At 36.8% G+C, this 20,739-nt stretch carries 18 protein-coding genes; all 18 read left to right on the forward strand.

The features are described 5' to 3' along the window. Window positions 1-265 precede the first annotated feature (265 nt). Window positions 266-1,120: a class I SAM-dependent methyltransferase gene (locus ACQ0RB_RS15225; protein ID WP_430499514.1), complete on the forward strand. Its 855-nt coding sequence runs from the start codon at window positions 266-268 to the stop codon at window positions 1,118-1,120. Further along, window positions 1,117-2,019, forward strand: a complete 903-nt coding sequence (locus ACQ0RB_RS15230) for a glycosyltransferase family 2 protein (RefSeq protein ID WP_430499516.1) — start codon at window positions 1,117-1,119, stop codon at window positions 2,017-2,019. Before ACQ0RB_RS15225 ends, ACQ0RB_RS15230 begins: the two co-directional genes overlap by 4 nt. Further along, on the forward strand, window positions 2,016-3,179 hold the full coding sequence (locus ACQ0RB_RS15235) for a glycosyltransferase (protein ID WP_430499518.1): 1,164 nt from the start codon (window positions 2,016-2,018) through the stop codon (window positions 3,177-3,179). The genes ACQ0RB_RS15230 and ACQ0RB_RS15235 overlap by 4 nt, the downstream gene beginning before the upstream one ends. 49 nt (window positions 3,180-3,228) lie before the next feature. After that, complete coding sequence (locus tag ACQ0RB_RS15240; RefSeq protein WP_430499520.1) at window positions 3,229-4,407, forward strand: hypothetical protein; 1,179 nt, start codon at window positions 3,229-3,231, stop codon at window positions 4,405-4,407. A 75-nt stretch (window positions 4,408-4,482) separates the two neighbouring features. Continuing rightward, window positions 4,483-5,391 carry a glycosyltransferase family 2 protein gene (locus ACQ0RB_RS15245; protein ID WP_430499522.1) on the forward strand — a complete coding sequence of 303 codons (909 nt, stop codon included), beginning with the start codon at window positions 4,483-4,485 and terminating at the stop codon, window positions 5,389-5,391. Next, the gene (locus ACQ0RB_RS15250; RefSeq protein WP_430499524.1) at window positions 5,384-6,058 is read left to right on the forward strand and encodes a cytidylyltransferase domain-containing protein; all 675 of its coding nucleotides are present in this window, start codon (window positions 5,384-5,386) and stop codon (window positions 6,056-6,058) included. The genes ACQ0RB_RS15245 and ACQ0RB_RS15250 overlap by 8 nt, the downstream gene beginning before the upstream one ends. Before the next feature lie 108 nt (window positions 6,059-6,166). Further along, window positions 6,167-7,210 carry an N-acetylneuraminate synthase family protein gene (locus ACQ0RB_RS15255; RefSeq protein WP_430499526.1) on the forward strand — a complete coding sequence of 348 codons (1,044 nt, stop codon included), beginning with the start codon at window positions 6,167-6,169 and terminating at the stop codon, window positions 7,208-7,210. Beyond that, window positions 7,203-8,333, forward strand: a complete 1,131-nt coding sequence (neuC, locus tag ACQ0RB_RS15260) for a UDP-N-acetylglucosamine 2-epimerase (protein WP_430499528.1) — start codon at window positions 7,203-7,205, stop codon at window positions 8,331-8,333. The genes ACQ0RB_RS15255 and neuC overlap by 8 nt, the downstream gene beginning before the upstream one ends. Then, entirely contained in the window at window positions 8,330-9,724 is a 1,395-nt protein-coding gene (locus tag ACQ0RB_RS15265; RefSeq protein WP_430499530.1) for a hypothetical protein, read from the forward strand. The genes neuC and ACQ0RB_RS15265 overlap by 4 nt, the downstream gene beginning before the upstream one ends. Then, complete coding sequence (locus ACQ0RB_RS15270; RefSeq protein ID WP_430499532.1) at window positions 9,712-10,797, forward strand: glycosyltransferase family 4 protein; 1,086 nt, start codon at window positions 9,712-9,714, stop codon at window positions 10,795-10,797. Before ACQ0RB_RS15265 ends, ACQ0RB_RS15270 begins: the two co-directional genes overlap by 13 nt. Then, window positions 10,788-11,927, forward strand: a complete 1,140-nt coding sequence (locus ACQ0RB_RS15275) for a glycosyltransferase family 4 protein (protein ID WP_430499534.1) — start codon at window positions 10,788-10,790, stop codon at window positions 11,925-11,927. The genes ACQ0RB_RS15270 and ACQ0RB_RS15275 overlap by 10 nt, the downstream gene beginning before the upstream one ends. Then, window positions 11,927-12,727, forward strand: coding sequence for a sulfotransferase (locus tag ACQ0RB_RS15280; protein ID WP_430499536.1), 801 nt, complete (start codon window positions 11,927-11,929; stop codon window positions 12,725-12,727). Before ACQ0RB_RS15275 ends, ACQ0RB_RS15280 begins: the two co-directional genes overlap by 1 nt. A gap of 17 nt (window positions 12,728-12,744) precedes the next feature. Beyond that, complete coding sequence (locus ACQ0RB_RS15285; RefSeq protein ID WP_430499538.1) at window positions 12,745-14,277, forward strand: glycosyltransferase family 2 protein; 1,533 nt, start codon at window positions 12,745-12,747, stop codon at window positions 14,275-14,277. Window positions 14,278-14,282: 5 nt separating this feature from the next. After that, the gene (locus tag ACQ0RB_RS15290; protein ID WP_430499540.1) at window positions 14,283-15,278 is read left to right on the forward strand and encodes a glycosyltransferase family 2 protein; all 996 of its coding nucleotides are present in this window, start codon (window positions 14,283-14,285) and stop codon (window positions 15,276-15,278) included. Between the two features lie 71 nt (window positions 15,279-15,349). Next, entirely contained in the window at window positions 15,350-16,474 is a 1,125-nt protein-coding gene (locus ACQ0RB_RS15295) for a glycosyltransferase family 4 protein (protein WP_430499541.1), read from the forward strand. A 105-nt stretch (window positions 16,475-16,579) separates the two neighbouring features. Further along, a complete protein-coding gene (locus tag ACQ0RB_RS15300) occupies window positions 16,580-17,668 on the forward strand; it encodes a glycosyltransferase (RefSeq protein WP_430499543.1) in 1,089 nt (362 codons plus the stop codon). Beyond that, window positions 17,661-19,061, forward strand: a complete 1,401-nt coding sequence (locus tag ACQ0RB_RS15305) for an O-antigen ligase family protein (RefSeq protein ID WP_430499545.1) — start codon at window positions 17,661-17,663, stop codon at window positions 19,059-19,061. The genes ACQ0RB_RS15300 and ACQ0RB_RS15305 overlap by 8 nt, the downstream gene beginning before the upstream one ends. Continuing rightward, the gene (locus tag ACQ0RB_RS15310; RefSeq protein ID WP_430499547.1) at window positions 19,012-20,022 is read left to right on the forward strand and encodes a glycosyltransferase family 4 protein; all 1,011 of its coding nucleotides are present in this window, start codon (window positions 19,012-19,014) and stop codon (window positions 20,020-20,022) included. Before ACQ0RB_RS15305 ends, ACQ0RB_RS15310 begins: the two co-directional genes overlap by 50 nt. Window positions 20,023-20,739: the final 717 nt, after the last annotated feature.

Genomic DNA, 20,739 nt, shown 5'->3' on the forward strand with positions numbered 1-20,739 from the left:
GAGCATGATGTAAAGGCTATGACCCAAAATATGTTGCGATTGCTTGATGATGTTGATTATGCGCAACAGCTTGGAAGAGCTGGACAGGAGCGTGTTAATAGGTTTTTTACTTTGGAGCGTCATATTGGGGTTTTGCAAGCGTTATTGGAAGAGGTGGCGGATTAGAAGTTGGGAGTAATACTTACAGGTTGGTTTTTAGCGATTGGTTTGTTGTGTATTGTTTGTAGTTGATGTATATTCGCCAAAGCCCAATGCGTTGACACTCATGGTATCGTCAGAACAAAATACCTCACAAAATAGAGCCCACTATGATGCTTTGTATTCCAGGGTATCGGTAGATGGTATATTGCGTAAGCTAGAGCGTTTGGATGCTTTTTTGGCAGATGCTACAGCTACAGATACGTCGTGGGTGTGCATGTACCAAGACCATTTTAAGGATCGGTTGCAAGGTGCCAAGGTACTGGAGTTGGGTTGTGGTGATTGCACCAATGCTGCTGTAATGGCTGCCTTGGGTGCCCAAGTGTATGCCAATGACATATCAGACCAAAGTGGTGTGCTTATTAAAGCGTTAAATGCCCAAGCTGATTTTGATTACCCCATACAGTATTATCAAGGTGATTTTTTGAATTTAACTATTGACGAGACAGATTTTGATTTTGTAATAGGCAAAGCCTTTGTACACCATCTTACCCATGAGCAGGAGCTTGCTTTTTTAGATAAGATTGTAAGGTTGTTACACCCTGAAGGCGAGGTGAGGTATGTGGAGCCTGCGATTAACAGTGCGTTTTTAGATGCTTTGCGCTGGATGGTGCCTGTACCAGGGCGTCCGTCGAGTTTACAGGTGTCGCGTTTTAAAGCCTGGAAAGCCTTGGATCCACACCCAGACAGGGATAATAGTGGTGCACATTACAAGCGTGTTGGTCAACAGTATTTTAAGGACGTGTCGATAGTGCCAATAGGTGCTTTGGAGCGTTTTAATAGATTGTTTCCAAAGGCTAAGTGGAATCGTGCTTTTAGGCGTAAGGCTTACCACTGGGAGCGATTTTTACCCTCGTTTTTACGTTACCGCTGGGCTAGAACACAAACTATTGTTTATCGTTATCCTAAACCTCAGTTATGACTAGTCCTCTAGTATCCATAATAATTCCCACCTATAATCGAGCGCACTTGATAGGAGAAACGCTTGATAGTGTACTGTCGCAAACCTATACCCATTGGGAATGTATTGTAGTGGATGATGGTAGTAGCGACAACACAGCTGAGGTTGTGGGTGCTTTTGTGGAAAAAGACATCCGATTTCAATACCATCACCGTCCAAAAGACCGCTTGCCTGGGGGCAATGCTGCACGCAATTATGGATTTGAATTGAGTAAAGGTGAATATATTAATTGGTTGGATAGTGATGATTTACTATCTAAAAACAAATTAAGTGAACAGTTAAAAAAAATCATCAATATTCCTTTTAGTGTTTCTACTTGTAAGTGGAGCAGATTTTCTACGCCTAAAAGAATTGAATTTAAAGCTAAAGATCATATTTTTTACAGGAATTATTATTCTCCACAGAGCATATTAAATGATTTCGGTAAATCGAAGTCGTTTATGCCTTCACATGCATTTTTGGTATCTAGAGATATTTTGGGTAAATCAGGGCTCTGGAATGAAACTTTGAAAGTAAATCAAGACGGGGAATTCTTTGTGAGAGTTATTATAGAATCCAGTATCATTTTATTTGCAGAATATGCTACGGTATATTATAGAATTTCAGAACAAAGCTCGACAAGCTCTCTTGATAATTTGGCTAAATTAAATGAGTCTATTAAATCTTGGATATTAATTGAGAATTTTTTAATGAAAAAAGAAAAAGCCTCTTTTGAAGTCTTCCTGAACCAAAGAAAAGAGTATCTATACTTAAAAGTCAAAATCATTGACAAAAATATAATAAAGGAACATAGGAAATTTTTTAAAAACCAGATAAGAAAGTTTTCAATTTTAAATCGTATAAAACGCAAATTGTTTTGAAAAAGATAGCCATATTAGGACCGATTTCAGATTTAGGAGGTATAGGGGTGGAAGTGAATACAATAGCTCTCGCACTAGAGATAAATTATAATGTAAAAATAATATCTACAAATTATATATCCGAAAAAGCATCTGCAGTTCAAAATTTGAAATTTTCTGAATGGGTTTCAATCCCAAGCCTTATTATGCATACTAACAAGGTTATTTTTATTTTAACGGCTGCATCAAGATTTTGGAATAAGAAGAAGCAGACCTATAATTTCCAGTCATACATAGAAAATTCTGTATCAAAAAAAATATATGATTTTGATAAATTATATTTAAAGCAATTATACGAGGAGCTAAAAAGCAAGGAAGTTGTAATAGTTTGTGCCCAAATTACATACTGTTATTTAAGTCAAATAATAGAGTTTTGTCATCAAAATAATATTCAAGTTGTTGTTAGGACTGCCGAAACGATAAAAGCAATAGATGTCTCAAAATATCAATTTTTAAAAAAAGTATCCCTATTTCTACATCATTCAGAAAATAATGCTAAAAACTTAAACAAGCAAATAGGAGAGGAGTTGCCCTATATTATAGTTGATCAATGTGTGACAGTTGAAGAAAATTTGCTTAAGCTTCCTATAAGTTTCAAAAAACCACTCCGTTTTGGTTTTCTTGGAAGAATAGAAGGTAATAAAAACGTACTTACTCTAGCTCGTTTTTTCGCAAAAGCTGACTTGACATTTATTATAGCAGGAAAAGGCAATCAATTGACAGCATTGATTGAGGTAATTAAAGACGCACCTAAATGTCAATATTTGGGTGTTCTAAAGAATGATGAGATAGTAGATTTTTTTGAAAAAATAGATGTTTTAATAATATCATCTTCGTATGAGGCAGGGCCACTTGTAGGTTTAGAGGCTATGGCAGCTGGAAAATTATTGTTGTCTACAGAGGTAGGAGCAATGACTGATAGATTGTCAGGGATTAATTCTTTTTGGCTTGATAGCAATCTTGAAAACTCTTTATGTGAGCATGTAAGTAAACTAAATGATATGTCTGATTTGGAATGTGAAAATTTTGCATCAAAATTGAGGAGTAGATACAAAGAAAGATACAATGTTAAATATATTTCATCATTATATAACAAAGTAGTTAAATCTTTAATAAAATAAGTTTGATTCAGTATACATGGGTATGAGGTTTATAGTAATAACACAAGATTTGAGGGTTTCTGGAACAAGTGCCGGATTGGGTAGACGTTCTTTTTTGGCGAAGTTGAGAAGGATATATCCTGATGCTGTCATAGATGTACTTTATTTATCACATTTTACAAGTAATGATGACTTAGAATCTTTACCTGTAGATTCCATCATTAGGAAAATTGTCGATATAACCCCCCCTTTTCATGTTAAATGGTTAAATAGATTAAGTTCAAGATTTTTTGGAGTGTTATATGCCGAATACTACATCCATCAAAAATATGCAAAGCATTTAAAGCATATAGATTACAAAACCTACGATCACATTTTTATATGGAGTTCGGGATTAAATCATGAAACTATATTAGGTGCCAGAAACTTGCCTATATTAAAAAAGTCCATTGTAGTTTTTCACGACCCATATCCATATCCATGGTATAAAGGAGTATCAACGAAAATACATAGGAATGACTTTTTAAGACTAAAGATGATGATTGAGGTTGTTCAGCAAGCAAAAGTTTGTTGCGCAACAGCATATTACATGGCAAAAGACTTACAGTATTTATATGCCTCAGACAAGTATTTTTATTCACTTCCACATCAGTTTGCATTGGAAGCATTTGATGTAAGTAAAGATAGTGAGGTGAGAAAAAAAGAGGCAAAGCTTCAAATTTCATATCATGGTGCACTTATGTTTGGTAGAAATTTGTTTAATGTACTTGAAGCCTATGAGAAACTATTAAAAGAAAATCCATCCCTAATGGTGGATACTGAATTTGTTTTAAGAACCAAAGGTGATAATATCGAGAAAATAAAGGAAAAATACTCAGAACTAGACAACATAAAGGTATTAGAGTTTCTAGATTTTTCAAACTCATTTAATGAACAATCAAGCCAAAGTGATATTAACATTGTGTTAGAAAACGGGCCACATTATGCAAACACTCTTGGAGGTAAAGTTCCTTTTTTAACCACTACAGGTAAACCTATTTTTATAGTTTCACCTGAACGAAGTGAATTGAAACGTATTATGAAAAATAAGAAATATATAGCCGATATGAATAATGTAGAGGATATTAAATTGAAACTAGGTGAATTAATAAAGGAGCGATTGACTACAAATGAATATATAGATCAGTTTGGGGATTATTTTAATGATGAGAATTTTAAAATGCTTCTTAATAAAGTTTTACAAGAATAAATTGAAATAAAAATGTATTTAAAATTTCACTAATTTATATTAATCCACCTAAAGCGATTTTTTGCACCCCATGGCATGAATAACTCTACATTTTCAATCTTAATCACCACCAAAAACCGCTTACTGGAGTTACAGCTAACTTTGGAGTTTTTAAAGCCTTTGCTTGATAAAGCAGATGTGGAATGTACTATTTGTGATGATGGTTCTACTGATGGGACATCTGATTTTTTACAATCCCAACAACCAAAAATTGAAATACTTTTAGAGCCCGAAAGTAAAGGGTATTTGTACCACCGCAATTATATGCTCAATAAAACAAATAAGGAATTTGCTATTTCCTTGGATGATGATGCCCATTTTCTTTCAGACGATGTGCTTGAAACCGTCACAACGTATTTTGAAGCAGATTCAAAATGCGGCTTATTGGCTTTTCGCATTTATTGGGGTAAGCAAGCTCCTAAAGTGTTCTCTACAATTGAGACTTCACATCAGGTTAATGGTTTTGTAGGCTGTGGCCATGTATGGCGGATTCAAGCTTGGAAAGATATTCCTGATTACCCTGAATGGTTTCAGTTTTATGGCGAAGAGCAATTTGCGGCTTTGCAATTGTTTAAAAGAGGCTGGAACATAACATACGCCCCTGAAATATTAGTGCAACATCGCGTTGATATGACTGCAAGAAAAACAGACTCTGATTATTTGCAGCGACAACGTCGTTCTTTACGGGCAGGTTGGTATGTGTATTTTTTGTGTTATCCGGTTGGAGTAGCTTTGCGCTTGTTTCTTTCTAGTGTGTGGAGCCAATTAAAGCGCAAAACCTTTAAAGGTAATATGCAAGCTACCCAAGCCTTGGCCTTAGCGTTGTGGGATGTTATGGTACATATGCCTAAGTTTTTTACAAATAATTATCGTTTGAGCAAATCGCAATACAAGGAATTTGTTAACTTGCCTCGAGTACCTATTTATTGGAGTCCAAATGAATAAATCTATTTTAGTTATCATACCCGCACGCTCAGGCTCTAAACGCTTGCCTAAAAAAAATGTAAGCGTTTTAGGCGATGTGCCTTTGGTGGCGCATAGTATAGCGTATGCCCAGAGCCATCCTGATTTAGCAGATGCTGTTTATGTTACTACTAATGATCCTGAGGTCAAAGCTATTGCAGTTGCTCATGCAGCACAAGTTGTAGATCGACCTGAAGAGTTGTGTGGTGATACTGCTACTACTGTTTCGGCTTTAAAACATGTGTTAGAAACCATTGATTGTGCTTGTGAGTATGTGGTATTGTTGCAGCCTACCAATCCGCTGCGTCCTAAAGCCTTGTTAGCAGATGCTTTAGACGCTTTTTTTGAACGTGGTTGTGACAGCTTAATGACGGTAAGTAGAACCCATCAAAAACTGGGTAAAATTGTTAATGAGCGATTTGAGCCCTTTAACTATACTATGGGGCAACGTAGCCAAGACCTAGAGCCGTTGTATTATGAAAACGGACTGTTATATATATGTAAAGCCTCATTAATTTTAAACGATACCATTTTAGGAACGCATAATCTTCCTTATATTGTGGACCATCCGTATGCTACTGTAGATATTGATACGGAGGAGGATTTTAGGTATGCAGAATATGTGCTGAAAAATAGTAAAAAAAAATAGTTTTGTCAGGCTGAGCCTGTCGAAGCCTTATAGTAATTGACCCTTCGACAAGCTCAGGGTGACAGCTATAGTTTAATTTGTAACAAGAATAACGTAATAATTATATAAATGCACAATCCCTTTATTGAAATAGTAGGACGTAAAATAGGATTGGATTTTCCGCCATTGGTCATTGCTGAAATAGGCATTAACCATGAAGGCTCATTGGCTGTCGCTAAAGCTATGGTAAATGCAGCAGCACGAGCAGGTGTTGAGGTGGTAAAACACCAAACCCATATTGTAGCCGATGAAATGAGTGGTGCGGCTAAACAGGTGATTCCAGGAAATGCCGATGTGTCTATTTATGAGATTATGGAACGTTGTGCGTTGAATGCTGCTGATGAATTGGAGTTAAAGCATTATGTGGAATCGAAAGGAATGATTTTTATATCGACGCCTTTTTCGAGAGCAGCCGCAGACCGATTGGAAGAAATGGATGTTGCCGCCTATAAAATAGGTTCAGGAGAGTGTAATAATTACCCTTTGTTAGAACATATTGCCCAATTTGGTAAGCCTGTGATTTTAAGTACAGGAATGAATACTATAGCGAGTGTGCAAAAGGCAGTTGCTATATTTGATGCCCATAAGGTACCTGTAGCTTTGTTACACACTACCAATTTGTATCCTACGCCAGCCCATTTGGTGCGTTTTGGTGCTATGCTAGAATTGCACGAGGCTTTTCCTGATAAGGTCTTTGGGCTTAGTGACCATACATTGACTAATACTGCTTGTTTAGGAGCAGTAGCATTGGGAGCAAGTATTTTAGAGCGTCATTTTACCGACCATATGCAGCGAACAGGTCCGGATATTGTGTGTAGTATGGATGAAGCTGCTTGTCGTGCTTTGATCACAGAAAGTAAAGCCATGGCCTTAATGCGTGGCGGTACCAAAGGACCAGCAGCAGAAGAGCAAGTGACTATAGATTTTGCCTTTGCTACCGTTTGTAGTATTGCGCCTATAGCGAAAGGAGAGGTGTTTACAAAAGCCAATATTTGGGTGAAACGTCCAGGTACAGGTCCTATACTAGCGGAGCATTTTAATAGTATTTTAGGGAAAACTGCCACACGAGCTATTGCTAATGATGAACAATTAAGTTGGGATGCCATTGAGTAAGAAAAAGAAGATTGTTTTTTTAACAGGCACACGTGCCGACTTTGGGAAATTAAAGCCATTACTCGCTATTTTACAAGATAGTAGTGCTTTTGAGCCGCATATTTTTGTTACAGGAATGCATTTGCAGCCCTTGTATGGTTATACCCTTATAGAAGTACAAAACACAGGCTTTAAAAACATACATACCTACGCAAATCATACTGATGAGGCTACAATGGATTTGACTTTAGCAAAAACCATTGAAGGTTTTTCAGCTTATGTTAATGAGTTGAAACCCGACTTGATTGTGGTGCATGGTGACCGTGTAGAAGCTTTAGCAGGTGCTATTGTAGGGAGTTTGAATAATATATTAGTAGCCCATATAGAAGGTGGCGAACTCTCAGGAACCATAGATGAGTTGATACGACATTCGGTGAGTAAGTTGAGCCATATTCATTTTGTGGCAAATGCTGCTGCAAAGAAGCGGCTGTTGCAGATGGGAGAGCTGGAAGCTGCTATTTTTACCATAGGTTCGCCAGATGTGGATGTGATGTTTTCCAACCGCTTACCAAGTATAGCAACCGTAAAGGAGTATTATACTATTCCTTTTGAAACGTATGCTGTAGCTATGTTTCATCCGGTAACCACCGAAATAGACGATATTAAAAGCTATGCTGCGCAGTTTGTGACTGCCTTATTAGACAGTGGTAAGCAGTATGTTGTTATTTACCCTAATAATGATTTGGGGAGTCAATATATCCTTGAAGCTTACAGTGTTTTAGACGGACATCCTAATTTTAAGGTGTTTCCTTCATTGCGGTTTGAATATTTCTTAACCCTTTTAAAGCACGCGTCGTTTATTATAGGAAACAGTAGCGCAGGCGTACGTGAAGCTCCATATTATCAAATTCCTACTATAAATATTGGTACGCGACAACAGAACAGAGTGTTGCATAGTACGTTGGTTAATACGGACTATACTACAGCAGCAATTGTAACTGCTATAGCGCATCTTGAACCTGTGACTGCAACAACAGAAGCCCATTTTGGAACAGGAAAAAGCGCTCAGTTGTTTTTAAAGAGTTTAGAAGATGTTGCTTTTTGGGAGATTAACCATCAAAAACAATTTAAGGATATTACATGAAAACACTAGGAGTTGTTATTACAGACGGTGTAGGTTTTAGAAACTTTATATTAAGTGACTTTTTAAGTGAAGCAGAGGCTTCGTTTGATAAGGTGGTAGTGTTGTCTTGTTTACCTATTTCGGTATATGAAGGGTTTACAAAGGGCTGTAAGGTTGTAGAGCTAGAAGTATTTGAAGAGCGTTTTTCTACATGGTTTTTTATGAAGCTAAAGGAAGTTGCCCATTTACAATTGCACAAACGAGGCAATTTTGGGATACAAGACTCTTATCGTATTAATAAAACCAAAAGCAAGAGCATACGTGGTTATGCTAAGCGATTTATTTTTTTTATCACCAAGTTTTTAAAATCAGAATCCTGGATTCATCGGTTTAATAGGTTACAGCAACAGACTTTTAAAACCGATAAGATTACCAAAGACTACAAAACGATTTTACAAGCTGAGGGTGTGGATTTTTTGTTTTTTACCCATCAGCGTCCACCTTATATAGCACCATTATTATATGCTTCGGAGCAGTTAGGTATTCCTAACGGTAGTTTTATTTTTAGTTGGGATAATTTAGCTTCTAAGGGTAGAATGGCAGGGCATTTTAACCATTATTTTGTGTGGAGTCATCTTATGAAGGCAGAGTTATTAGAGTTTTATACTTCGGTTAACGCCTCTCAAGTGCGTGTGGTGGGTACACCACAATTTGAACCTTATGTATTAGAACGTTATAAGACTTTAGAGCAAGATTTTTACGAGAAGTTTAAGCTAAAAGCGGAGTGTAAAACCATTTGTTTTAGTTGCGGAGATGTTGCTACCAGTAAAAATGATCCTTTGTATATAGAGGTTATTGCTGAGGCTATACAAAATGGAGTGTTTGGAGCCGTTAACTTTATTGTGCGCACTTCGCCAGCTGAATCTCCTGAGCGCTTTCATTTTCTTAAAGAACGCTATCCCTTTATAATATGGAATTACCCTAAGTGGGATTTGGTAAGACAAGACCACCAAGAAACTTGGTCGCAACGTGTGCCTAATGTAGAAGATATGAAAGATTTACGAAGTGTGTTGCAGTATAGTGATGTGTTTGTGAATATGTGTTCTACGATGAGTTTAGATGCTATGTGCTTTGATAAGCCAGTCATTAACCCTGTGTTTGGAACTGCAGCAAACGGACTGTATGATGACCAACGTTTTTTAAAGTACGCCCATTATAAACGCGTTGTTGAAAGTGGAGCGGTTGCTATTGTAACTACCTCGGACGCTTTAGTAACTGCTATAAAAGAAAGCTTGAATATGCCAAGTATAAGACTTGATGCACAACGTGATTTACTAGCTATGCAGGTTAGTTGTGAATTGGAACATACCTCACAACGAATTGTAAATTCAATACAATCATGCTTGAATTAAAATCAAAAACCATAGCGGTCATTTGTAATTATGAATTAAGACCAGACCGAATAGGAGGTATGGATCGGTTTTTTGTGGCTTATGATACCAAAGCAAAGTTGCTGGGATGTGATGTAAAATGGTTTTTTAAAGGACAAGCGGTGTTTGATTTTTATAAGGACTTAGATATTGTATTAGTACAGGACACATCAGTAGAGGCTGCGTTTTTAAACCATTTAAAGCAAAGTACTACAGTTTATAATTGTGTGGTCACCCATTTTACGGAATTGTGTACTTCATTTTATAAAAAGGTGAAGCAGTATACTAAAGCTTATTGCATTGCTGTGGACCATAATCCAAGACCACTGGACGGATTCCCTTTGAAAAAGCGAATTAAGTTAAAAGTAAAAGGTGTTCTGTATTCTAAGTTTACTGATCAGTTTATTGCAGTGTCTAAATATACCAAACATCATATATTGAACGATTACGGCTATTTCTTACGTAAAAAGGTAAAAGTCATATATAATGGTATTGATGTTTCAATTTATAAACAACAAGAATCAAGACAAGCAAAACAATTTATTGTTGCTTCTCACTTACGACAATCTAAAGGTATTCAAGATTTGTTGGCTGCTTTAGACCAAATAAATAGTGCAGATTTAGAAGGAGTAAGTATTGATATTTATGGAGAAGGCCCTATGGAAAATGAACTTAAAGCCTTATCACAACAGTATAAGTTGCAAAATATTGTGAGTTTTAAAGGAAGTTCAGCAAACTTACCTAAATTGTTCAGGAATTATGATTATATGATACAGCCAACCTATATGGAATGCTTTAGCTTGTCATTATTGGAGAGTTTATCGGCCAATGTACCAGTAATTACTACACAAGTAGGAGGTAACTTAGAATTGATTACAGATGGTGATAATGGATTTGTGTTTCAAGCGGGCGATGTTAGTGCATTAAAGCAGGTGCTGGAGTCTATCTTAAAGAAAGAGCAGAAGATAGCCAAAGACGTGTTTCTTCTGGTGCATAATGAGTTTGGTTTAGATAAAATGGTTGATGAACATTTTGATTTAGTAGTATGCATATAGGTTTTTTAACACCAGAATATCCTCATCCTGATTTTAATAGATCAGGTGGTTTGGGAACAAGTATTAAAAATTTAGCTACAGCACTGGTAAACCGAAATGTTGAGGTTACTGTTTTTGTGACATGGCAAGCCCAAGACAAGACTTTTTTTGAAGACGGTGTTAGGATAATGAGTATCGCTAAAAAACAGCACTTACTTTTTAATTGGTATATAGAGCGTAAGCGCATACAAAACATCATCCAACAGCATATTGACACAGATGGCATTCAATTAATTGAAGCACCTGATTGGACAGGTCTGTCTGCCTTTATGAAATTTACTGTGCCTTTAATTATTAGAATGAATGGAAGCGATGGCTATTTTTGCCATTTGGAAGGCAGACAACAAAAGTGGAAGCATCGTTTTATAGAACGGAAAGCATTACAAAGTGCAGACGCTTTGGTTTCTGCTAGTAGCTTTACTGGTCAAGTCACGAAGTCATTATTTGGTTTAAAAAAAGAAATTACTACGATACATAATAGTATAGATACTGCTGTTTTTGTGCCGCTTAAAGAATCTGTAAGACCATTACAAATTCTTTATTTTGGAACATTGGTTAGAAAAAAAGGGGTTTTAGAATTACCTTTTATTTTTAATGCGATTGTTAAACAGGTGCCTGATGCCGAATTAGTATTGATAGGTAAAGATAATACAGATGTGTTTACACAAAAATCCACCTGGAGTTTATTTCAAGAAGCTTTAAGTCCTAAAGCTAAACGAAGTGTAACGCATTTGAATGAAGTGTCTTATGAGACTGTAAAAACGTATGTTGCCCAAGCTCAAGTGATAGTGTTACCTAGTTATGCAGAGGCTTTCCCAATGACTTGGCTGGAGACATTGGCTATGGAGAAGCCTTTGGTGTGTTCAAATATAGGTTGGGCTAAAGAGTTAATGATAGATGGCAAAACGGGGTATATGGTAGCGCCTGATGACCATAATGCCTTTGCTGAAAAGGTTATAGCGCTTTTAGAGGATGAAGCGTTGCGCGTTAGTATGGGTAGTTATGCAAGAGCACATGTTGAGCGTCATTTTTCCACAGCAATCATCACCAAACAAAACATTGATTATTATCACTCGTTAATACAAGGCTAATGGTAAAAGAGAAGTTGATTTTTTTACATTCGCAGTCTCCTAGGTCAGGACATAATTTTATGGCTGATGTTATTAGAACAATTGTAGATTGTAAAACCCCAATAGATGTTAGAAGTGAATTGCCTATAGCACCAGTTTTACATGCTTACCATAAGGCTAAGTGTGGTTTTTATAAAAGTAAAGGAGTAGCAGATTATTTGGATGAATTGTTTGTTAAGCCCCTTAGGGCTACTATTATGACTACTAAGGATAATTACCTTATTAAATATACTTCTTTTACGGGAACTCGTGAAGCGTTACATTATTTTCCTGAAGCGCTTCATGTTGTTTCCTTAAGAGATCCTAAGGATTGCTTGATATCTTATTTTAAAATTTTGAAGTACAACGCAAAAGATATTAAATCCTTTATAAAAAAAATAGTATTACCTTTTGGTATATATCATTATTCATATGCTAGAAAATACTCTAAACGCATTGAGGCCTATCTTCCGAATCTGGATGATTGTTTTGTGGTTAAGTATGAAGATTTGGTAAAGCGCGACGAAATTACATTAAAGCGATTAATGGACTTGTTTGAAGTTTCTCTTGATGTTAATACATTATCTAAGCGCATAGATGGTATAGATGTTATTAATACTTCTTTTTTTAAAGAAGAAACCCATTCGGATGATATGTGGAAGGCTACTAAGAAAACAGAACGATTTAACCCTATAAGCAGGACTTATGGTTTTAATGCCTTACAACTATTAGGTATTAAAATGGGCTCAATGCGTTTACGACGCAAAATGGGTTATGTTTAAAAAAAATATTATAACAATTGGATTTTAAAACTTATACAACATCATCAAACGAGATACTTTTTTACGTTGGTACTCCAAATTTTCAACTTTTGGATGCCTTAGCGGCAGGTCCTGGAGATTTATGGCATAGTAGTATGCAACAAGGTTTTAAGAACTGTTTTCCCGAATTGGTTTATCAAACTTCAGTATATTGGTGGTTTTTGAATGATTTTGAGACAGATTATCTATCAGTTAACTGGAGAGTAAATGTAGAAGCGTTTGTTATAAGAGCATCTGTTTGGGAGCAGATTGAAGGGGTTGATTCCAATTATAGTAATTCGCTTATGAAAGGATTGGATTTAGGTTTTGGATTGATTAGAACTTATTTTGGTATTCCTTTGTTTGTGAAAGGATTGTTTGAGCCCCAAGCACAAGAAATTACTATTCCAGCAGTAGATAGGTACTATTTTTTTGCTAAGTATTTTAAGAAGCATCATCGATTTTATATGATGCTGAGGCAAGGAGTGTTTAAGTTTCCAAATGAACTGAGAGCTTATTTAAAAACAAAAGACAGAACATTGTTTTTTGATACTCCAATAAAGGTTAGAGGTTTAAAACCTATAGAAGGTTCTCCAACTGTGAGTTTGGTGATTCCAACTATGAAACGACAAGCGTTTACGGAGTTGTTATTGAAGGATTATAATGCGCAAACCTATCCTATAAAAGAAGCGGTTATTGTAGACGCGACTCCAGAAGCAGAGCGTGATGCTCAATATTATCGTCCTGAACATTTTAATTTTGATATTAAACTAAAATGGCAGACCACCAAAGGAAGTTGTCGTGCTCGAAATGAAGCCATAGACTTATGTACAGGCGATTATATTATTTTTGCTGATGATGATGTGCGTGTGTTACCTGATTTTGTAGAGCATCATGTTAAATTGTTACAAACCTATAATGCTAGTGCTTGCAATGGACTTGATGTTATGGCTGAGCATACCCAACAGGATTTAAATGATTTGAAATTGCGTTTGGATCAATTAGGTTCGTCCAGGTGGCGCGTTGGAACTTCCCCTATATTTAGTAATGCCAATTCGTGTGTGAGACGTGATGTAGTGATGAAGTTGCAAGGTAATGATATCAATTTTGATGGTGGTTATGGTGAGGATTCTGATTTTGGTGTTCGTATCTTAAAGTCAGGAGAGGTGTTATTACATAACCCCTTTTCGGCAAACCTGCACCTGAAGCCACCTGAAGGCGGTTATCGTTTTTGGGGGAAAGAGTCTAGGATACTAGGTAAGCAGCGCAAAGAGCAACCTTGGGAGCTAGATACGCCTGTAAAGTGGATTAGACCAGTACCGAGCCCAACAGTTACTTATGGTATTTTAAAGCATTATACCCCTAAGCAAGTAAAGGAATGGCGGATAAAGCACTTTTTTTTATATGTTTCTAGAGGCTCTAAATTAATGATCCCTCTAAAATTGGTAAAGCTGTTGTATAAGCAGATACAGTTTAATACGTCGCTGTTTTATGCCAGAAAGCTGCTTAAGTTAGGTCAACGAAATTCTTAAAACAGATGGATTTTTCTTTAGTTGTTTGTACCTATATGCGCCCAAAAGCGTTGTTGAACCTCCTTTACTCTGTAGAGCAGCAAACGTTATGTCCTAATGAGATAGTGATAATAGATGGTTCATTGAATACAGCAACGCAAGAGGCTCTAGAAGCGCATGAGTTTTCTAATTTGGTGTACTATAAGGTGACAGCAGAGAATAGAGGATTAACCAAGCAGCGTAACTTTGGTATTACAAAGGTGTCTAAAACCACTGATGTTGTGTGTTTTTTGGATGATGATACTATTTTAAATCCTTATTATTTTCAGCAATTACTGGTTACTTATAAAGACTATCCAGATGCATTGGGTGTAGGTGGTTATATTAGTAATGAAGTCCAATGGGAGCCGGAAAAGGGTGTTAGAACACACCATTATTTTTATTATGATGGTTGGCAACGGAAAGAGCCATTACGGTTTAAGGTAAGGCGTGCTTTTGGTTTACAGCCTGATACACCTCCTTGTATATTACCCTCATTTTCTCACGGACGTTCGGTGGGTTTTTTACCACCTTCGGGACGCACCTATCCAGCAGAACAACTTATGGGGTGTGCGATGTCTTTTAAGAATAGCGCTTTTGAGCATTTGCGCTTCTCTTCTTATTTTGAAGGCTATGGGTTGTATGAGGATGCTGATTTTTGTTTGCGGTTGTCCAAACTAGGGACTTTGTATGTGAATACAAATGCACAACTAGAACATCATCATGAAGCAGCCGGACGCCCAAATGCTTATAAATATGGTAAAATGGTTTTGCGAAATGGTTGGTACATCTGGCGCGTAAAATACCCTAATCCAAGCCTTAAAGCACGATTGAAATGGCATCTTACAGCAGTGTTGCTTATGAAGTTAACACTGTTGGGAGTTGTAATGTCCTCACAAAAAAAAGCAGCCCTTAGTGAAGGGTTAGGGCGTTTTGTGGGGTGGTGGACAGTTTTGTTTTATCCACCAAGCGAACAGTTATGACGTTTAACACTATAAGGCGCTAAATGATTGGGTTATTTTTAACCATTTGCAACAGTAAAAATGAATAAGAGATGAAATTAGCAATAATTACTATTGTTCGGCATAGTTATCACAATGATAAGTATTATGGGTATGCGCCTTATGTACGCGAGATGAACCTTTGGGGTAAGTATGCTGATGAATTATTGGTGTTAGGGCCAAGACAGACTAACAACGCTATAGATGCTATAGATACCTTTTATCAGCATGATGCTGTGCGTTTTTTTGGTGTGCCCAATTTTAATATTTTAACTCTTTGGCAAGCCCTTAAAGCTGTATTTGTAGTGCCTTTCATTTTTATTAGATGCTGCTATGTGATGTCTATGGCAGATCATATTCATTTACGTTGCCCAGGGAACATTAGTTTAATAGCCTGTTTTGCGCAGTTGTTGTTTCCTTTTAAATCAAAATCTACAAAATATGCAGGTAATTGGGATCCTAATAGTAAGCAACCTTGGAGCTACCGTTTGCAGCAAGCCATTTTACGAAATACTTTTTTAACACGTCATATGAAAGTGTTGGTTTATGGTGAATGGCCCAATGAAACGCGAAATATTTATCCTTTTATATCAGCGACTTATACCGAGGCTGAAAAGATGCCTTTTGTAAAACGTGATTATACTAACACTTTAGAGTTTGTCTTTGCAGGTGCTTTGGTAGTGGGTAAACGCCCTTTATTAACCATCAAAATTATTGAAGCTTTAAACGCAAAGGGAATCGTCTCTAAACTGCATATGTTTGGAGATGGTCCTTTAATGCCTGAGTTAAAAGCCTATGTGAGTGAGCGTAGACTAGAGAGGCAGGTTGTGCTGTATGGTAACCGGGATAAGGAAGAAGTCAAAAAACAATTGATACAGTCTCATTTTAATATTTTACCTTCAAAGAGTGAAGGGTGGCCTAAAGCGGTAGCTGAAGGTATGTTTTTTGGCTGTATTCCTGTAGCCACCGCCGTGTCTTGTGTAAGCTGGATGCTGGGTGAAGGTGCGCGTGGTATTTTGATTTCACCTGATGTAGAAGGTGCTGTGTTAAGGCTTATACAAGCTTTGGAATACAGTGATTTAGATGCCATGGCTAAAGCAGCAATGGATTGGTCGCAGCAGTACACTTTTGACCGTTTGGAAGCTGATATTAAAGCCGTTTTGGAGGAAAGTTTTTAGTAGGTAGTTTACTTTACCTTTTGTTGTTTTTAACTTAATAGGTATTGTTCCTGTCTTAAAACGAGAGTGTATACTATAGTTTTTTTATTTTAGCAGAAAAAGGATATGCGGGTGTTACAGTTAATAGATAGTTTGGATGCTGGAGGAGCTGAACGGATGGCAGTGAATTTAGCCAATGCGCTTTCAGAACGTATTGACAGTTCCTATTTATGCACCACACGCGCTGAAGGGTTGCTTAAGGATGCTATCGTTCCTAATGTGGGCTACTTGTTTTTAAATAAATGTTCCACATACGATATAAAAGCTTACAGGAGATTTATTAAGTTTATTAAAACCGAACAGATAGATATTGTGCATGCCCATTCAACCTCCTTTTTTTTAGGCACTTTAGCAAAACTAGTTTCCCCTAAGTTGACACTGGTATGGCATGATCATTATGGTAACAGTGAAATGCTTGCGAAGCGTCCACATAAAGTACTGCAATGGTGTTCAGGTTATTTTGACTGGGTATATTGCGTGAATGAAAATTTACAGGCTTGGGTTAAAACTCATTTAAAATGTAAGCACGTATTTTATCTGTCAAACTTTGTAGATGTTTTAGGTGTGAAGGATGAAGAGACACGATTAAAAGGACAAGATGGTAAACGTATAGTGTGTTTAGCAAATTTAAGGCCTCAAAAAGACCACATTACCTTGTTAAGAGCTTTTAAGCAGATTAAACACATGCATCCAGATTGGAGCTTACATTTGGTAGGTAAAGATTTTGATGATGATTATGCACAAAACTTGCGTACGTTTATTGTAGCAGAAGGCTTGATTGAACAGGTGTTTTTATATGGGAGCTGTAAGGATGTAGGTTATATTTTAAAGCAGTGTACAATAGGTGTGTTGTCTTCGCGCTCTGAAGGGTTGCCTCTTGCTTTACTGGAATACGGTTTGGGGGCATTGGCTGTAGTAGCTACTAATGTGGGAGATTGTAAAAAAGTGATTGTAGATGCGCAACATGGACAGTTGGTTCAGGCAGAGGATCCTGAGGCTTTATCAAAAGCTATACAAGTATTTATCAATGACTTTGAGTATAGGACTGATTGCGCTAAAGTATTACATGCTTTTGTAAAGCAACACTATTCTAAATCAGTTGTTCTTGAGCGTGTATGTGAACATTATCAGAAAGGAGTGGTGGCTTATGGGTAGGGCAAGAGTGAGAACTCCTAAAAAATACCGTTTTACCAATGATCTTTATGTGTTTTTGGTAGTTGTTCATATTATTTTGGGAGTATTTATTAACCAAATACCAGGGTTTTCAAAACTTTACTTTACACTAGTTTGTGCTTTTTTTATAATTAACATCATTATCGCTTTACCTAAAAACAAGACTATGTGGGTACTTTTTGGTTGTGCTTATATAGCCGCAGCTGAGTCCTTATTTCGCATGACTGGAGGTGGGCTTTTTTATGAGTTTTCTAAATATTTTGTCATTCTCTTGACATTGATGGGAATGTTTTATAATGGTATTTCAGGAGGCGCTTATCCTTATTTTATGTATTTAATTTTAATGGTGCCTGCGGTATTGGTAGCGTCCATTAACTTGGGGTATGATTTGAATTTTAGAACTAGTGTCGCTTTTGTACTTAGTGGTCCGGTGTGTTTGGGTATCTCGGCATTGTATTGTTATAAAAAACGAATTACCAATCAACAATTGTTGCAAGTCGTCGCCTGTATGAGCTTTCCAATCATTACAATGACTACACATTTGTACCTTTATAATCCTAGCGTAAAAGAGGTTTTAACCGGAACAGGTTCCAGTTTTGCAACTTCCGGTGGTTTTGGACCTAATCAGGTGTCTACATTACTCGGTTTGGGGATGGTTGCTTTGGTAGTGCGTGTTTTTTTAAAATCCCCATCTTTGTTTTTAAAACTTTTTAATTTGGGCCTATTGTGTGCAGTTAGTTTTAGAGCCTTAGTTACCTTTAGCAGAGGAGGCGTTTTTGCTGCTATTATTGTGGTTGGCGCTTTTTTATGGTTGTTGTATTGGCAATCAGGCTATAAAAGAAAACAGCAGATTATAGGCATGTTTGTGCTTTTGGTTTTAGGTGGTATTTTAACTTGGGGTATTAGCTCCAGTCAAACAGAAGGCTTAATAGATAATCGCTATGCTAATAAGGATGCAACGGGACGAGAGAAAGAAGACGTTTCGACAGGACGCTTAGAATTGTTTGTGCATGAAATACAAGGGTTTCTTGAGCATCCCTTTTTAGGGGTAGGTGCCAGTGGAATGAAACAAGAACGTTTGAAAGAAGATGGACAAGTTGTAGCCTCTCATAATGAAATAAGTAGATTGCTTTCTGAGCATGGTGTTTTAGGTATTATTATGCTATTACTGTTGATTTTTAGACCCTTGGTGTTTCGTTCTCAACATAAGGGAAATGTACTTTTCTATGCCTTTTTAGCTTTTTGGTTTGCTACTATTAATCACTCAGCAATGCGTATTGCAGCACCCGGATTTATATATGCCTTAGCTTTATTACATATAACACATGAAAAACGTCCTGTACATAGGCAACAACTTAAGAGGAAACCATCGTAATCCTTCATATATTACGGTATTAGGGCCTTTGCTAGAACGTGAGGGATATAGTGTTCGGTATGCGTCTTCAAAAGCTAACATTGTACTGCGGCTTTTAGAAATGCTTTACGCTGTCATTAAGCATAGAAAAAGGACTGATTGTGTGTTGATTGATACCTATAGTACGCTAAACTTTTATTATGCTTTTGCGGTAAGCCAGTTGTGTAGACTGCTTAAATTAGACTACGTGCCTATATTGCATGGTGGGAATTTACCCAAAAGACTCCATAGAACACCCAAGCTAAGCGATATGATTTTTAATCATGCTAAACAAAATGTGTCTCCATCGTATTATCTCTATGAACGTTTTAAAGTTCATGGAATGGCTAACCTGACGTTTATACCTAATGTTATTTCGATTGACAATTATCCGTTTAAAGAACGCTCTTATACCACTATAAAATTATTATGGGTACGTTCATTTTCGGTCCTTTATAACCCAGAACTAGCAGTTAGGGTCTTAAAAACACTATTGGATAAAGGTTATAAAGCCTCCCTTTGTATGGTGGGACCTGATAGTGATGGTACTTTAGTCAATGTAAAAGCCTTGGCTTCTACCTTAGGGGTTGAAGTGACCTTTACTGGAAAGTTGAGTAAAGCGGCATGGACTCAACTGTCTCAAGACTATAATTGTTTTATTAACACCACTAATTTTGACAACACGCCTGTAAGTGTGATTGAGGCTATGGCTTTAGGTTTGCCTATAGTGTCTACCAATGTGGGTGGAATGCCTTATTTAATACAACATCAACAAGAAGGGTTGCTTGTAGCTCCTGAATCGGTAGAAGCTATGGTAGAGGCTATCCTTTATCTGTTTGAACACGCTACTGAACGCGAACACATGATAGCTAATGCTAGAGCAGTTGCTGAGTCTTTTGACTGGAATCGTGTGAAACAACTATGGAAAGAGGTGTTTGAATAAAAAAATAGCAGCTTAAAATTAGAAAGTATAAGCCTGCTACGGTAATTCAGGTCGTAGTAAGCTTGGCAAATTGAGGGGCTTTTTTAACTTACGTTTTACTTGCAATCGTAATTATTGTATCATATTGTTAACGTCTTCAAAAGGAAAATCCATATAATCGCAAAATTCCTTTATGGTTATCGTTTGATGCTTTTTTTTATTGAGCACGCATTTAATATGTTTTACTAGTCCTTGACAATAACGTAGGCTCCGCCCAGTTATAATTTGCACATCTTTTGGGTAGATGCAAATTCGTTTCATAATTAAAATAAAAATTTTTGTACATCATAACATTCATATTTGTTAGTTGATTTTTTTTTTCTTCATAAAAGCATTTTAAATTTAAAAAAACAAGATTTACCACGTGTGGTTTTAATGGTCTAATTATCAACAATATATTAACAAATAAATAACCATCATTTACCTACCAAACACCAAACATCAAACACCAAACATCAACCAACTGTCACCCTGAGCTTGTCGAAGGGTTTTAAATTGTCACTCTGAGCAAGCCTCTACTGAGCGTAGCTAAAGTATCGAAATATCAAAGCTCCTTCACTTTCCTATTGTCACCCTGAGCCTGTCGAAGGGTTTTATATTGTCACCCTGAGCAAACGCCTCTACTGAGCTCCGCCTGTGCTGAGCTTGTCGAAGTATCGAAGCATCAAAGCTCCTTCA

The organism is Gaetbulibacter sp. PBL-D1, assembly GCF_050509525.1.
In the GTDB taxonomy this organism is placed as follows: Bacteria; Bacteroidota; Bacteroidia; order Flavobacteriales; family Flavobacteriaceae; genus Gaetbulibacter_B; species Gaetbulibacter_B jejuensis.